Below are 14532 nucleotides of genomic sequence, written 5' to 3' on the forward strand. Positions count from 1 at the left end.
AACTCTTCTCTTTTTTATTCTTTAATGAACTTAATCTCTTCGTGCTGACATCTCTGACAATAGAAAAAATGTGTGCACATATGCTGCACGTAATCATTTGAAATGCCATTTTCAAGCTTTAATTCATCAATTTCCATATACGCGCTGTAATCATCGAAATAGTCGCTAACCTTTCCCATATCGCTTAACTCATAGCCACATACCTTACAATATTCAGATAAAGTGGACAGCCCATTGCAAAGCTCACATATATGCATCATTTCCTTACCCCTTCTTCACTTCGATAAGATATACATAATATGTGCAACTCCATTATTTCTACTCTACTGATTTTCCTTTAATTTACCAATAATTACTAATATTTTCTGATGTATAAACTTTTGAATGCTTTATCATACTACTAGTAACAACAAAGCAAACATCTACTACTGGGCTACGCCTAGGTAGGCAGATAAGTTTCTTGCTAAACTTATCCACGCTGGTTCAATTCCAGCTAGCTCAACCATACTACTATTATTTTATCTAACGAGGAGATGAATAAACATGGCAAACTACCAAAAAGCATCAAACAGCAATTCATCAAACAAGTTAGTAGCACCTGGAGCTCAAGCTGCTATCGATCAAATGAAATTCGAAATCGCAAGTGAATTTGGCGTAAACTTAGGGCCAGACACAACAGCTCGTGCAAACGGATCTGTTGGTGGCGAAATCACTAAGCGCTTAGTACAATTAGCTGAGCAACAATTAGGTGGCGGCAAGTACTAATATTTACACAATTTTATAACATGGCTAGAGCACCTCAACAGCTGTTGAGGTGCTCTTTATTTTCACGACAGTAAGATACCGTCTTTAGTCTGCTACTTCCATTTCGCTTTCGTTGTTTAACATTGACTGAATTTGAACGTTGACTTTACGAATCCGACGATTTTCAACCTCTTTAATTGTAAACGTTACGCCTTCATAACTAAAGAAATCTCCTGCAACAGGAACTCGTTCAAATTGTTCGAAAATCCAGCCGCCAAGCGTATGGTAAGAACTTTCTGGTGCCGGTACCTCAACATACTTTAAGAAATCATCAAGCGGAATTTCTGTATTAAATTCAAATTCTGTTTCACTAATTTGATCAACATAGCGAACAGCTTCATCATGTTCATCCCAAATTTCGCCTACTATTTCTTCTAAAATATCTTCAAGCGTCACTAGACCGGAAGTGCCACCAAATTCATCTACAACGATTGCCATATGTACTTTGTTCTTCTGCAATTCAGGTAGTAAAACAGAAATCTTCATTGATTCGACTACAAACATTGGCTCACGTACTAATTCACGAAGATTTACTTCTTTTTCTTGAACTAAGTATGTTAAAAAATCGCGCTCTGATAAAATCCCAATAATATTGTCAATATTGTCCTCATAAACTGGAATTCGCGAATATCGTTCTTCTAAAAAGATTTCTTTTATTTCATCAATCGGCTGATTGACCTCTATCGCTACCATATCGATTCTTGGTTTAAGAATTTGTCCAACAACAATTTCATTAAACTCTAACGAACGATGAACAAGCTCTTTTTCTTGATTATCAATAACGCCTTCTTCTTCACTTAAATCAACCATTACTTTAATTTCTTCTTCAGTAACCGAAGGGCTATATTCTTTACCTGTAAATAGCTTTGACACACCAGACTTCAGCAAAACAAAGAGATAAGAGATTGGTGTTAGTACTTTGATTAAAAAGTATAAAATACCGGATATCATCAATGTGAAGCTTTCCGCATGCTCTTTTGCTAATGATTTAGGTAATACTTCACCAAAGATTAAAATTAAAATGGTCATAACTACTGTACTGATGACAAGCGCTGAATTACCGCCGAATAAATCAATTGCTACTTTCGCCGAAATAGACGATGCAGCAATATTTACAATGTTGTTTCCAATTAAAATGGTGGATAACGCTTGGTCAAAGTTTTCAGTAATCAACAGCGCTTTTTTGCTTCCTCGTCTTTTTTCATCAGCATAGTTTTTCAGACGTATTTTATTTACGCTCGAAAAAGCTGTCTCAGCAGATGAAAAGAAAGCTGATAATAAGATAAGAACTGCCAACAAAATAATTTGACTCAGGGGTAGGTCTACCAAAGGTCATTCACTCTCCTAAAAAAATAATAAAATTTTATACTACATAATTGCGTTTACCTTTTAGTGCAAAATAGTACAAATATATCATATCAGAAACCTTCTTATTTGAAAATGAATGTCAACTGCTATTACAAACCATTTTTCATTTGGTTATTTCTAGAAACTATTTTATTATATTCTATGAAAAAAGATTCATGCCCTTCGTATATTTACATAAAGGAGAGATGAGATATGAACATTGCTTTATTAGGCACAACAGGCCGCGTTGGCCAACAGCTTCTTGAACTATTATTGGAAAACAATCACAAAGTAAAAGCTTTGGTTCGGAACATACAGCGCCTATCTATTTCACATGCTAACCTCACAGTCATTGAAGGAGACGCTCGTGAAGAAAAAGTGCTGGATTGCTTATTTCACGGGCAAGACGTTGTCATTAGTACACTTGGTACAGACGGAGCTAACGTTATTTCAGAAAGCATGCCTGTTATTGTGAAAGCAATGAATAATCAAGGTATTGAACGAATTATTACTGTCGGCACAGCAGGGATTTTACAAACACGAACGGAACCTTCACTATACAGATTTCAGTCTAGTGAATCAAAGCGTAAGCTTACAAGAGCTGCTGAAGATCACCTAAAAGGGTTTCTGACCTTGAAAGAGAGTAACCTTCTTTGGACGATTGTATGCCCTACTTACTTACCTGATGGACATATTACAGAGCGCTACCGCGTTGAAAAAAACGTCCTTCCCTTAGATGAAAAAAAAATATCCACAGGTGACACCGCTCATTTTATTTATAAAGAACTGTTAGATCCTCAATTTATCCGTTGCCGAGTGGGTCTGAGTGAATAGTAAACAGCATCTCAAAAGTAGAGATGCTGCTTTTTGCTGTCATGTTGTTTTACGTAAGCTTGCGATAAGCCCAATGGTTTGTAGGTCCATGCCCGCTTCCAATTTGTAACGTGTCCTTAATCGCAGCATGAACAAAATCTGAAGCAAGCTGAACGGATTCTAGAAGAGTTGTCCCTTTAGCTAACTCGGCTGCTATACAAGCAGCAAACGTACAACCTGTTCCATGCGTATGCTTCGTATCTACACGCTTATGAACAATTTCATGAAAGAACTGACCGTCGTACACTAAGTCAACCATCTCCTCTTGTGATTTGTCATGTCCCCCTTTTATCACCACATTTTTCACTCCAAGGCTATGAAGACTTTTGGCTGCTTCTTTGCGCTGTTCCATTGTTGTAATTTCATATCCCGTCATAATTTCTGCTTCAGGAATATTAGGCGTCACGACTTCAGATAATGGTAACAGTACATCATTTAGCGCAGCAATAGCTTCTTGCTGAAGTAGTGATTGTCCCCCTTTTGCAATCATAACCGGATCCACTACTACATTTTTCAGTTCATACTTACGTAGCTTATCCGCAACAATACGAATAATATCAGAGCTAAAAATCATGCCAGTCTTAATAGCATCCGGACGCAAATCAGTAACAACTGAATCAATTTGCGTGGCAATTGCTTCTTCAGTTAACGGATACACACCTTGAACACCTAAAGTGTTTTGAGCCGTTACTGCTGTGATAGCGGACATTCCAAATACCTTACGCTCTTGAAATGTTTTTAAGTCTGCTTGAATTCCGGCTCCTCCTCCGCTATCAGAGCCAGCGATTGTCAATGCTTTTGCTACACTCATAAAAATCTTCCTTTCGTCATTTACCCGATATAACGGTGATAAAGATTCTTTGCTTCTACTGTATCTTTTGTGCCGTGTACAAAGATTCTTCCATCTTGAAACACAACAAGGCGATAATCATCAATTGCTACGGACAAAAGATACGGATTTCGGTCCACTCGGTACCCTTTACCTTTTAAATGCTGTTCTAACTCCACTATGTTAGGTGCTTTTGTTGCCTTTGCAGGGCGAATTTGTACAGTATCACGTCCGCATAGTACCGCTGTTTTTAACTGGTTTTCAAATTGAAGCGCAGGAAAAACTGGGTGTTGACCACACGATGAACATTCATCCGATTTTAGAGCATGAACATTTATGGTACGGTATTCATTTCTCCAAACGTCAAATGATACTAGCTGTGACCGTAGCGCCTCATGATCTTCTACAAGAATCTTTAGTGCCTCCGTGACTTGATGTGAAACAACCATTTGGACAGCAGGGCTAATAATCCCTACCGTATCGCACGTAACTCCACCTAAAGGTACTGATTCCAGCAAACATGCTAAGCATGGGGTTTCTCTAGGAACAATCGTATAGCTAATTCCATAGCTCCCCACACATGCTCCATAAATCCAGGGAATTCGGTGTTTTTGTGATAAGTCATTTATCACAAGCCGTGTATCAAAGTTATCCGTAGCATCGATTATTAAATCCACGTTTACCAACAGCTGTTCAATAAATTGAGGAGTCCCGTCCGCTACGTGCGCTTCAATATCAACATCTCCGTTAATTTCGACGAGCCTTTCCGAAGCAGCTACTGCTTTTGGAATACGATTAGCTGCATCCCTCTCGCTATAAAGCTGCTGACGCTGCAAATTACTCCACTCCACATAATCTCGGTCAATTATTGTTAACTTTCCAACTCCGGCTCGAACAAGCGCTTCCGCATTTCCTGTCCCTAACGCACCTGCTCCAATTAATAAGACATGCTTTTGTGATAACTTTTTCTGTCCTTCTTTACCTATTGGAGAAAAGAGCTCTTGACGTGAATAGCGCGCTGTCACCCGATGCTCATCCCTTCTGTTGGGCTACTGGCTACCGCATATTCTTTAAATGGAATGCGACCAGCTAAGTAAGCATCACGCCCCGCTTCGATTGCAAGCTTCATCGCGCGAGCCATTTTTACAGGATCTTTTGCACCTGATACAGCCGTGTTTAGTAGAACACCATCTGCACCTAACTCCATTGCTTTGGCAGCATCAGAAGCTGTACCGATACCCGCATCTACAATCACAGGCACATTAGATTGCTCAATAATAAACTGCAGGTTCAGCGGGTTAATAATTCCTTGTCCTGATCCAATTGGAGAAGCTCCAGGCATAATAGCATGAACGCCTAATTCCTCGAGTCTTCTAGCAAGTACAACATCATCAGACGTATACGTTAACACTGTAAATCCTTCTTTTAGCAATTCTTCACTTGCTTTTAATGTTTCAATTGGGTCTGGCAATAGCGTTTTATCACAGCCAATTACTTCAACCTTGACCATATCACACAGCCCAGATGCTTTTGCCAACTTTGCAATCCGAACAGCTTCTTCAGCATTTTTGGCTCCAGCTGTATTTGGTAAGAGCGTAAATCTTTTAACATCAAGAGCTTCAAGTAAGTTAGGCTGAGACTGATCAAAAATATCCATTCTTCTCACTGCAAATGTTAAAATTTCTGTTTCTGATTCTTCCACTGCTTGACGCTGCGTTGTGTAATCTGGAAACTTCCCTGTACCTAAAAGCAAACGAGATGCAAATTCATATTTTCCTATTTTCAACATAACTTTCATCCTCCTCCTACAAATGAAACAATCTCTAATAAATCGCCTTCTGATAGCAACGCTTTTTCATGATCTTGCTTTTGTAAAATTTTTTTATTTAACTCGACAATAACCACTTTCTCGTGTAAATCTCTTGATTCCAATAGTTGAGAAACCGTCTGAATTGAGGAATCTATATCAACGCTTTTCCCATTAATTATTAAGTTCAATACGTTCCCTCCATTTCTCTTTGTAAGCGAAAAGCCGTAAAAAAGGAATGTTTTGGATGTTCACCCATCATTTGTTCCGCCATAATTTTCCCTGTAATCGCACTTAGTAAAATACCGTTTCGGTAGTGCCCACAAGCTAAGTAAACATTATCTAGCTCAGGGTGCTGTCCTAAATACGGCCACCCATCTACTGTTTGCGGACGAAGTCCTGCCCATGCTTTTTCAAACGATGCATTTGCAAGTGATGGAACGAGAGAAATCGCTTTGCTAATTAGAAATTCAATAGCTTCTGCAGATACGTGCTTCGTGTAATCATGGGCGCGCTTTGTAGCTCCAATCACTACTCTTCCTCCTGCTTTTGGAACAATATAAAATCCTTCATCTAAAAAAATAGTCTTTTGAATGCTTGGCTGATTCGTCGTGAGAGATATACACTCACCTTTAATAGGAAACAGATGCTTTGGATGAATAGCGGCCACCAGCTCTTTTGTCCAAGCACCTGCACTTACCATCACTTGGTCGCTGTAAAAGTTGCCCGCTGATGTCCGAACGCCAACTACCTTTTTGTTATCGTATATAAAGTGATGGACATGACAGTTCTCATAAATTGCCGCTTGATGGTATAAAGCTCCGTGTGCCAAAGCATGAGTTAGCTTAGCTGGCATCAGCTGTCCATCTTTTGGGATGCTAATCGCCCCGTATGTATCAGGGGTTAAGAGCGGTTCAGCTTCACTTGCTGCGTCAGGAGATAACCACCTAACGTCTGAATCCCACCGTCTGTGGCGCTCCGCTTTGTCTTGTAGCACGTTTGCTTCAGCTTCAGTTGTTGCTACTTTTAACAAGCCTTTTTGAATGAGCTCAACATCAATATTTGTTTTTTCTTTTAATTCAGCTACCAGATTCGGAAAAAGTGCTCTACTTCGAATGGCTAGTTCCAAAAGAGGCCCTTCTTCATCAATTTCAGCTTGTGCTCCTAATATTCCAGCAGCTGCTCCCGATGCTTCACAACCAATCTGATTTTTTTCCAAAATGGCTACCTTATACCCCATTTTAGAAAGCTGATACGCAGTTGAAGCTCCAATAACTCCACCACCAATAACGAGCGCATCATAATGTGCCTCCATATGTATCACTCCACTTTCGTAGTTGTTCACCGTATTCCTTTGCCGCTTGTAACGGGTTTTCATCTTTAAATACACCAGCCATGACAGCGACGCCATGTGCCCCTGTACTCAATACCTCTCTTACATTGCAAGGCATAACTCCCCCGATTGCAATTACCGGTATCTGCACTGAATCAACGACTTGTTTCAGCTGTTCAAGTCCCCGAGGTGTTTGACCCAGTTTTGATTGCGATGGATAGATATGACCATAAATGACATAGTCGACGCCTGATTGTTCAGCTTCCTTTGCTTCTTTAACGCTGTGTACAGATTTACCAACAATCAATTGCTGAAAATGTGCTTTTACTCCTTGAGCACTTAGACTGTGATAAGCCAAATGCACACCTTTGACTTGAGCAGCAAAAGCTACATCTACTCGATCGTTAACAATTAGCTTTGAAGCCGGAACTTCTTTTTTCAGGTCTCCAATAAGCACTTCTAACTCTCGTGCCGTTCGCTCTTTTTCTCGAATATGGATAGCTCCTACATATGGTTCAATGTCTCTGATAATTTTCAAAAGCTGTTCAAGAGGCTGTTTCCCTGTTGACACAGCGTGTAACTTGGGTACCATAGCATCCTCACCTTTATTTCGACATAAACGTAAAAAAACCACTCTACAACGTAGAGTGGTTTGGCATGCATTAATTATGTAAACATGGCTCATCCACTTCCCTACGCTGGTACAAACCAGATCAGGTTCAAAGGGTCCGAATTTTTCGTCTCAGCCATAAAGGCTCCCCTAGTGATTTTTTCTAATATTTTCACTTTTCATTTAGAAGTATAACATATTTGTGAGTGATTACAACCTACTGGACCGTTTTTCTCATGTATTGAGCTAATAATCTTCGAGCTCTTTTTCTTTTTCCCTATGCTCTTCCCACAGAAATGAGCTCAGTAAGATGGCAAATGTTAAAATATAAAATCCGTAGAATAACAAAGCAGCTATACTGTTGACCATTAAAAAGATAAAACTAATGACTTGTCCCGCAATTGTTACAATCAATAAAATATATTTCCATACTTCACGTTTTCTCATTAAACTTATCTCCACTTTTCAAATCCTAATTTCAATGCTCTTCTCTCTATTATAACAAGTTTCGAGTATGAGTAAGGAATATCTGATCAAAATAAAACAATTGTCCCAAAAACGATAAGAGAAGAGCGTCACGTTTGTTAAAGTATCATCGGCTATCTACTTATTCCCTTTCCTTTTTACCCTTAAACTAATCATCTTAAATGTGCTAAGCCCCCTCTTCCTTTTTTAGTCTTCACCCTTTTTCTGATGGTCTACAAAGTACATAAACCCATTGAGAAAAGCCATACTATCTATTAGAAGTTTTTTTATTGACTTTTAACTTCTTCTTGTTTAATATCAATTACGCTATCAAGAAATATAATTCCTATCAAATTACTGGGGGTTTAACAAAAAATGAAAAAATCAGTTGCATTTTTATTCCTTTTATTAGCGTTCACAGTTGTCCTAGCAGCTTGTGGCTCAAATGACAAAGAAACAAATAACGCAAGTAAAAGTGATCAAGATTTATACGAAAAAGTAAAAGAGGATGGCGTTCTGACAATTGGAACAGAAGGTACGTATCCTCCATTTACGTTCCATGACGACGCTAATAAGCTAACAGGCTTTGACGTTGAAATTGCACAAGAAGTTGCAAAACGTCTTGGCGTGAAAGCTGAATTTAAAGAAACACAGTGGGATGGAATGTTTGCTGGTCTAGACGCAAAGCGCTTTGACATGATTGCTAACCAAGTTGGAATTCGCCCAGACCGTGAAGAAAAATACGACTTCTCTGACCCATACATTGAGTCTGCAGCGGTGCTGGTTGTTCGTGAAGACAATAATGATGTTAAATCATTTGAAGACATGAAAGGTAAAAAATCAGCACAATCACTCACAAGTAACTATGCTGATTTAGCAAAAAAATATGAAGCTGAGCTAGTGGGTGTTGAAGGATTCACGCAATCAGCAGAACTAATCGTTTCAAAACGTGTAGACGGTACAATTAATGATAAATTATCATTCTTAGACTATAAAAAGCAGCGTCCAAATGCACCTGTAAAAATTGTGGATGAAGCAGAAGATGCATCAGCAAGTGGATTAATGTTTCGCAAAGATAGCGGTAAGTTAGTGGAAGAAGTAAATAAAGCTTTAGCAGATATGCAAGAAGACGGCACATACGCTAAAATTTCTGAGAAATGGTTTGGTGAAGATGTTTCTCCTAAATAGTATCTTTACTGACCCTGAGCGTGCAGAGCGCTTACTCTCTATCGCTCAATCCTCCCTCTATCCAATGATAGAGGGAGCTATTCAATATACCATTCCACTAACGCTTATTTCATTTGTATTAGGCCTTATTTTAGCTATTCTTACAGCGCTTGGTCGCTTATCTTCTATAAAAATATTTACTATAATTGCGCGCGTATACGTGTCACTTATTCGTGGGACACCTTTACTTGTGCAATTATTTATTATTTTCTATGGATTGCCAACGCTAGACATTACAATTGATCCATTTATTGCTGCAATCATTGGCTTTTCATTAAACGTGGGCGCATACGCATCTGAGATTATTCGTGCTGCCATCTTATCCATTCCTAAAGGTCAATGGGAAGCCGGCTATTCAATCGGCATGACATACGCTCAAGCTTTAAAACGTATTATTTTACCTCAAGCCGCGCGCGTATCGATTCCGCCGCTATCAAATTCATTCATTAGCCTTATTAAAGATACGTCGTTAGCATCTCTTATTTTAGTAACCGAAATGTTTCGTCGAGCACAAGAGATTGCGGCCACAAACTATGAATTTTTACTACTTTATACGGAAGCAGCTCTCTTATATTGGATTATGTGTACCATTCTTTCCATTGTTCAAGGACGCATTGAAGCAAAGCTTGACCGTTATGTCTCAAGATAGATAACCGTATTAAAAAAGGAGTTTATTAGCGTGATTAACATTACGAACCTTCATAAATCATTTGATGATTTACACGTATTGCGAGGAATTGATTTAAACATAGAGCAAGGTAAAGTAGTGGTTCTAATTGGTCCTTCAGGTTCCGGAAAAACAACGTTTCTTCGCTGTTTAAACTTACTGGAACTTCCTACTAATGGTAAAATCATCATCGATAACCAAGAAGTCAGCTTTGAGAAAAATTTACCGAAGCAAAAGATAACGTCTTTTCGCAGCTTAACGGGAATGGTTTTTCAAAGCTACAATTTGTTTCCTCACAAAACAGCGCTTGAAAATGTCATGGAAGGACCTGTTATTGTAAAAGGTGTTCCAAAACAAAAGGCAAAAGAGCGCGCTGTTTCCCTACTACAAAAAGTTGGTCTAGGAGACAAAGTGAACTTTTATCCATTTCAATTATCAGGAGGACAACAGCAGCGTGTGGGTATCGCGCGTGCAATGGCTATGGATCCTAAAGTCATGCTATTTGATGAGCCTACATCTGCTTTAGACCCTGAGCTTGTAGGTGATGTGCTAAAAGCTATGAAAGATTTAGCAAAAGAAGGTATGACCATGGTCGTGGTTACACATGAAATGCGCTTTGCTCGCGAAGTGGCAGATGAAGTAATCTTTATGGACCAAGGCGTTATTATGGAGCGTGGAACACCAGAAGAGATCTTCCAAAAACCTAAAGAAGAGCGAACTCGTCGCTTTTTAAATATGATTCAGTAAAAGGCTGCTTAACCGCAGTCTTTTTCATTATCTGCATTACATTATACTTTTGACTTTTTGTCTTTTATAATAAACATAAGATTTATGATATGAAAGGAGACAAGAGGACATGCAAAATTTTAAAGCTCTTGTATTAACAAAAGAAGAAGAACAGGTTCATTCTCATATCAAAACGCTCACACTTGATGATTTACCACAAGGTGATGTCCTCATTAAAGTTCACTATTCAGGTATCAATTATAAGGATAGCCTAGCTAGCATTCCCAATGGAAATATCGTCAAAGCGTATCCATTTGTACCAGGAATTGATTTAGCAGGTACGGTTGTTACTTCGGATAACCCTCGCTTTAAAAGCGGTGATGAAGTGATTGCAACCAGCTATGAAATTGGAGTGTCTCATTACGGTGGCTATAGTGAATACGCTCGTATTCCTGCCGACTGGATTGTCCCTCTTCCCGATGGATTAACCTTAAAAGAAGCTATGATAATTGGAACAGCTGGTTTTACGGCTGCTTTATCTGTAAAGAAGCTAATTGATTCGGGCTTGAAACCACAAGATGGTCCTGTCCTAGTCACTGGCGCTACAGGTGGTGTGGGAAGCTTTGCGGTTTCTATTTTATCAACGCTGGGCTATGAGGTTGCTGCGAGCTCTGGAAAATCTTCTAGTGCCACCTATTTAACCAATCTTGGGGCTACCACTCTTTTAACTAGAGAAGATGTTTACAACGGAAAGATCAAAGCACTCGCCAAAGGAAAGTGGGCTGCTGCAGTCGATAGCGTAGGCGGTGAAACGCTCGCAAGCGTGCTATCACAACTTCAATACGGTGGGTCTGTTGCAGCTAGTGGCTTAACGGCTGGAACAGCTGTCCCAACTACAGTTTTCCCATTCATTTTACGTGGTGTGAACTTACTCGGTATTGATTCTGTCTATTGCCCAATGTCCCTTCGAAACGAGACATGGAGGCTGCTAGCAACAACTTTTAAGCCCTATCAGCTTGAAGACTTCATTCAAGAAGAAATCTCTCTTAATGATGTACCGAACCATCTTCCAACACTGCTTGAAGGAAAGGCTCAAGGTCGTATCCTCATTAAACTGTAAATACGCTAAAAGGAGAAGCGAATGCTTCTCCTTTCATTATAAGTGCTTTCGATGCACCGTTTTCCCGTCGTACGTAAATGCAATTGGCTTTTCTTCCATTACGGTTTCTAGATGCACTGGTCTCCCCCACAATTGATACAAGTATGGCACAACTTTTTCTAGATATTTAACATCCAGTTCAATTCCTTCATACCAATGTTTTAAGTATAACTCTCCATTTTTTAAGTAATCACCATTCGTGACTGTAATATATGGAAAACCACCATTTACGCGCATGTTAACAAGCTGATCTCGCACTTCTGTCCAGTCTTTATCCACAATTTTATAATCTTTCCCCTGTTTTTGAAATAAGTACATATCCTCTCTCATGACAAGGTCTTTTGTTAGGTAGTTTCGAATGAATGAAATATCAGATTCAACTTCCCTGACTTCAAACATTTTCTCTCGCCCTGAGCCTTTTTGAATGCCACGTCGTTGCATTTCAGCAGTAGGATTATCATAACGTTCTTCAATATCCTCAAAGATCTTCAAGCCTAAATAATAAGGGTTGATGCTTGTTCTGGACGGTTGGACAACACCTGCATTTAGCTTTGCAAACTCAATGGCCTCATCGCTTGTTAAATCCATCTCACGAATGATTCGCTGATGCCAATAGGATGCCCAGCCTTCGTTCATAATTTTTGTTTCAAGCTGTGGCCAAAAATACAGCATCTCTTCTCTCATCATCGTTAAAATATCGCGCTGCCATTCTTCTAAATATGGGCTGTATTGTTCGATAAACAAAAGAATATCCTTCTCAGGTTGAGGTGGAAATTTCTTAAACATTTCTACTTGACGGCTCTTCTTTTTCCCACGTGAATCCAGGTTCCATAAATCATCGTATGGTGATGACACCTCTTCCTGTTCTTCTTCTACATCATCCATGCTCCATGACAGCTTTGCTCTCATTAAGGATGGGTCAATATGCTCTTGAACCGATAGAATGGCATCTAAGAACTTCTCCACTTCTCGCTTTCCATATTGTACTTCATATTCTTTAATACGATCTGCAGTTGCAGCCATGCTTTCAACCATATCTCGCTTCGAGTTTGCAAAACGGCTGTTGTTTTTAAAGAAATCACAATGAGCTAAAACGTGGGCTACAATAAGCTTGTTTTGAATCAGTGCATTTGAGTTAAGTAAGAATGCATAGCAAGGATCTGAGTTAATAACCAGTTCATAAATTTTGCTTAAACCAAGGTCATAGTGGAGCTTCATTTTATAAAACTGCTTTCCAAAGCTCCAGTGAGAAAATCTTGTAGGCATGCCATATGCACCGAATGTATAAATAATATCAGCTGGACAAATTTCATATCTCATTGGATAAAAATCTAAACCAAAACCTGTTGCAATTTCAGTAATTTCGTCAATCGCTCGATGTAGTTGTTTATAGTCCGCTTCCTTCACTACAACTCCCCCTTTATATCCCTTAATTCAATCTATGTCCTAATGACACAAATCATGTGTTTTGAATCAGGTTCTTTATAAGAAATTAGGAAGGTAGTGTTTTACTTTTAGAAAAAATAATCGATTCTAATTTCATTTTGGCCCCCTAACCTTTATTTATACATTGGTCTTTTGACCAACATTTACAGGGGAACAAATTTCGTAAATGTCATACACTAATTTCAACTCCTCAAAAGGAGGACTGTTAATGGACACAATTGATTATGACCGTGCTTTATATTACACGAATCGATCACAATGGGATAACTTGTTAATTTTAATGGTTCGCACTCAAGATGATTTTCTTTCAAAGAAAATCGAACATTTTTTACACGCCTACAACTTTGAACGAAACTATCGAGTAATTCAAGAAGAACTGTATTCGTTATTGCGTTATATTGACCATGCTTCAGAGCTTTCAGAGCACAACCTGAATGATTTTGTGGCAGTGGATCCCTTAACGTAACATTACCTATAGATAAAAGAAGAGGCTTTCCTCTTCTTTCTTTTTTTGTGAACCTGTATAAAAAATAAGTTGACATAAATAATCATTTACACGTACAATTTGAGTATCATTGACTATCTTACATATGAAGGAGAAGATTACTTTGAGTGGAAAACTTCGTTTTCGTACACTTGATTTAACATTAGCAGGGATGTTCGCAGCTCTCATGGCTATTGGTGCAAATATTACATCTTGGGCACCATTCTTACAGGTAGCTGGCGTTCCACTGTCTATGCAGCCATTTTTCGTAATACTAGCAGGGATTTTATTAGGAAGTCGCTTAGGGGCTATTTCCATGATTGTATACTTCCTTGTGGGGCTTGCAGGAGCACCTGTATTTGCTCAGTTTAAATCAGGAGCTAGTGTTTTATTTGGCAGTACGGGCGGCTTTTTATTATCATATATCGTTGCTGCCTATGTGGTGGGGAAAATTATTGAATGGAAAGGGAAACCTCACCTTTCAGTATTTATAAGCGCTTCGCTTGCAGGTATTGCCATTATCTATATCATTGGAACAACGTATATGTACATGGCCGTTAACTATTGGTTAGAAGCTCCAGCAATGAGCTACGCAACAGCTTGGAAAGTTATGCTTTGGTTTGGTGTAAAAGACATTATCTTTACGATTATAGCGGCGTTAATTGCGCCTCGAATTTATAAAGCTTTAACAGCTTCTCCTTATTACAAAGGAATTCATTCAAATAAAGCTGTATAGAAAAGGCTGAGCAAATAAG

Annotated in this window: 18 protein-coding genes, 1 tRNA gene and 1 riboswitch; of the genes, 9 read left to right on the top strand and 10 right to left on the bottom strand. The window is 38.9% G+C overall.

Annotated features, from left to right (window positions below; all coding sequences use genetic code 11):
- Window positions 1-14: 14 nt before the first annotated feature.
- Window positions 15-257, bottom strand: coding sequence for a hypothetical protein (locus BFL01S_RS01460; RefSeq protein ID WP_025907810.1), 243 nt, complete (start codon window positions 255-257; stop codon window positions 15-17).
- Window positions 258-429: 172 nt separating this feature from the next.
- Between BFL01S_RS01460 and BFL01S_RS20265 the strand changes: the two genes are divergently transcribed.
- Both BFL01S_RS20265 and BFL01S_RS01465 read left to right on the top strand, forming a co-directional pair.
- Window positions 430-505 (top strand) — tRNA-OTHER (locus BFL01S_RS20265).
- A 38-nt stretch (window positions 506-543) separates the two neighbouring features.
- Window positions 544-765 carry an alpha/beta-type small acid-soluble spore protein gene (locus BFL01S_RS01465; RefSeq protein WP_025907811.1) on the top strand — a complete coding sequence of 74 codons (222 nt, stop codon included), beginning with the start codon at window positions 544-546 and terminating at the stop codon, window positions 763-765.
- Window positions 766-849: 84 nt separating this feature from the next.
- Here BFL01S_RS01465 and BFL01S_RS01470 read toward each other — a convergent pair whose 3' ends face one another.
- Window positions 850-2133: a hemolysin family protein gene (locus BFL01S_RS01470; protein WP_025907812.1), complete on the bottom strand. Its 1284-nt coding sequence runs from the start codon at window positions 2131-2133 to the stop codon at window positions 850-852.
- A gap of 231 nt (window positions 2134-2364) precedes the next feature.
- Here BFL01S_RS01470 and BFL01S_RS01475 point away from each other — a divergent pair, with 231 nt between their 5' ends.
- Entirely contained in the window at window positions 2365-2985 is a 621-nt protein-coding gene (locus tag BFL01S_RS01475) for an NAD(P)-dependent oxidoreductase (protein WP_025907813.1), read from the top strand.
- A 49-nt stretch (window positions 2986-3034) separates the two neighbouring features.
- Here BFL01S_RS01475 and thiD read toward each other — a convergent pair whose 3' ends face one another.
- The 7 genes from thiD to BFL01S_RS01510 all read right to left on the bottom strand — a co-directional run bounded on the left by thiD (window position 3035) and on the right by BFL01S_RS01510 (window position 8050).
- A complete protein-coding gene (thiD, locus tag BFL01S_RS01480; protein ID WP_061784695.1) occupies window positions 3035-3835 on the bottom strand; it encodes a bifunctional hydroxymethylpyrimidine kinase/phosphomethylpyrimidine kinase in 801 nt (266 codons plus the stop codon).
- Between the two features lie 20 nt (window positions 3836-3855).
- Window positions 3856-4878, bottom strand: a complete 1023-nt coding sequence (locus BFL01S_RS01485) for a thiazole biosynthesis adenylyltransferase ThiF (protein WP_061784696.1) — start codon at window positions 4876-4878, stop codon at window positions 3856-3858.
- On the bottom strand, window positions 4875-5642 hold the full coding sequence (locus BFL01S_RS01490) for a thiazole synthase (RefSeq protein ID WP_025907816.1): 768 nt from the start codon (window positions 5640-5642) through the stop codon (window positions 4875-4877). The genes BFL01S_RS01485 and BFL01S_RS01490 overlap by 4 nt, the downstream gene beginning before the upstream one ends.
- Window positions 5643-5647: 5 nt before the next feature.
- Complete coding sequence (gene thiS, locus BFL01S_RS01495) at window positions 5648-5851, bottom strand: sulfur carrier protein ThiS (RefSeq protein ID WP_025907817.1); 204 nt, start codon at window positions 5849-5851, stop codon at window positions 5648-5650.
- Entirely contained in the window at window positions 5848-6975 is a 1128-nt protein-coding gene (gene thiO / locus BFL01S_RS01500; RefSeq protein ID WP_025907818.1) for a glycine oxidase ThiO, read from the bottom strand. The genes thiS and thiO overlap by 4 nt, the downstream gene beginning before the upstream one ends.
- Window positions 6959-7585: a thiazole tautomerase TenI gene (gene tenI, locus BFL01S_RS01505; protein ID WP_025907819.1), complete on the bottom strand. Its 627-nt coding sequence runs from the start codon at window positions 7583-7585 to the stop codon at window positions 6959-6961. Before tenI ends, thiO begins: the two co-directional genes overlap by 17 nt.
- 81 nt (window positions 7586-7666) lie before the next feature.
- A riboswitch (TPP riboswitch) is annotated at window positions 7667-7765 on the bottom strand.
- Window positions 7766-7849: 84 nt separating this feature from the next.
- On the bottom strand, window positions 7850-8050 hold the full coding sequence (locus tag BFL01S_RS01510) for a hypothetical protein (protein WP_035319942.1): 201 nt from the start codon (window positions 8048-8050) through the stop codon (window positions 7850-7852).
- A 393-nt stretch (window positions 8051-8443) separates the two neighbouring features.
- Here BFL01S_RS01510 and BFL01S_RS01515 point away from each other — a divergent pair, with 393 nt between their 5' ends.
- From BFL01S_RS01515 to BFL01S_RS01530, 4 genes are all read left to right on the top strand, one after another.
- Window positions 8444-9256, top strand: a complete 813-nt coding sequence (locus BFL01S_RS01515; RefSeq protein WP_061784697.1) for an amino acid ABC transporter substrate-binding protein — start codon at window positions 8444-8446, stop codon at window positions 9254-9256.
- Entirely contained in the window at window positions 9240-9944 is a 705-nt protein-coding gene (locus tag BFL01S_RS01520) for an amino acid ABC transporter permease (protein WP_061784698.1), read from the top strand. Before BFL01S_RS01515 ends, BFL01S_RS01520 begins: the two co-directional genes overlap by 17 nt.
- A gap of 30 nt (window positions 9945-9974) precedes the next feature.
- Window positions 9975-10709, top strand: coding sequence for an amino acid ABC transporter ATP-binding protein (locus BFL01S_RS01525; RefSeq protein WP_025907822.1), 735 nt, complete (start codon window positions 9975-9977; stop codon window positions 10707-10709).
- 109 nt (window positions 10710-10818) lie between these two features.
- The gene (locus BFL01S_RS01530) at window positions 10819-11808 is read left to right on the top strand and encodes an acrylyl-CoA reductase family protein (protein ID WP_061784699.1); all 990 of its coding nucleotides are present in this window, start codon (window positions 10819-10821) and stop codon (window positions 11806-11808) included.
- 36 nt (window positions 11809-11844) lie between these two features.
- Here the strand turns inward: BFL01S_RS01530 and BFL01S_RS01535 are convergent, their stop codons facing one another.
- Window positions 11845-13254, bottom strand: a complete 1410-nt coding sequence (locus tag BFL01S_RS01535) for a SpoVR family protein (RefSeq protein WP_025907824.1) — start codon at window positions 13252-13254, stop codon at window positions 11845-11847.
- Window positions 13255-13501: 247 nt separating this feature from the next.
- On the opposite strand from BFL01S_RS01535, the gene BFL01S_RS01540 reads away from it, so the two are divergent.
- Window positions 13502-13759: a YhdB family protein gene (locus BFL01S_RS01540; RefSeq protein WP_061784700.1), complete on the top strand. Its 258-nt coding sequence runs from the start codon at window positions 13502-13504 to the stop codon at window positions 13757-13759.
- A gap of 142 nt (window positions 13760-13901) precedes the next feature.
- Window positions 13902-14513, top strand: a complete 612-nt coding sequence (locus BFL01S_RS01545) for a biotin transporter BioY (protein WP_025907826.1) — start codon at window positions 13902-13904, stop codon at window positions 14511-14513.
- The last annotated feature ends 19 nt before the right edge of the window (window positions 14514-14532 follow it).

It is taken from the genome of Priestia flexa NBRC 15715, assembly GCF_001591565.1.
Taxonomy (GTDB): Bacteria; Bacillota; Bacilli; order Bacillales; family Bacillaceae_H; genus Priestia; species Priestia flexa.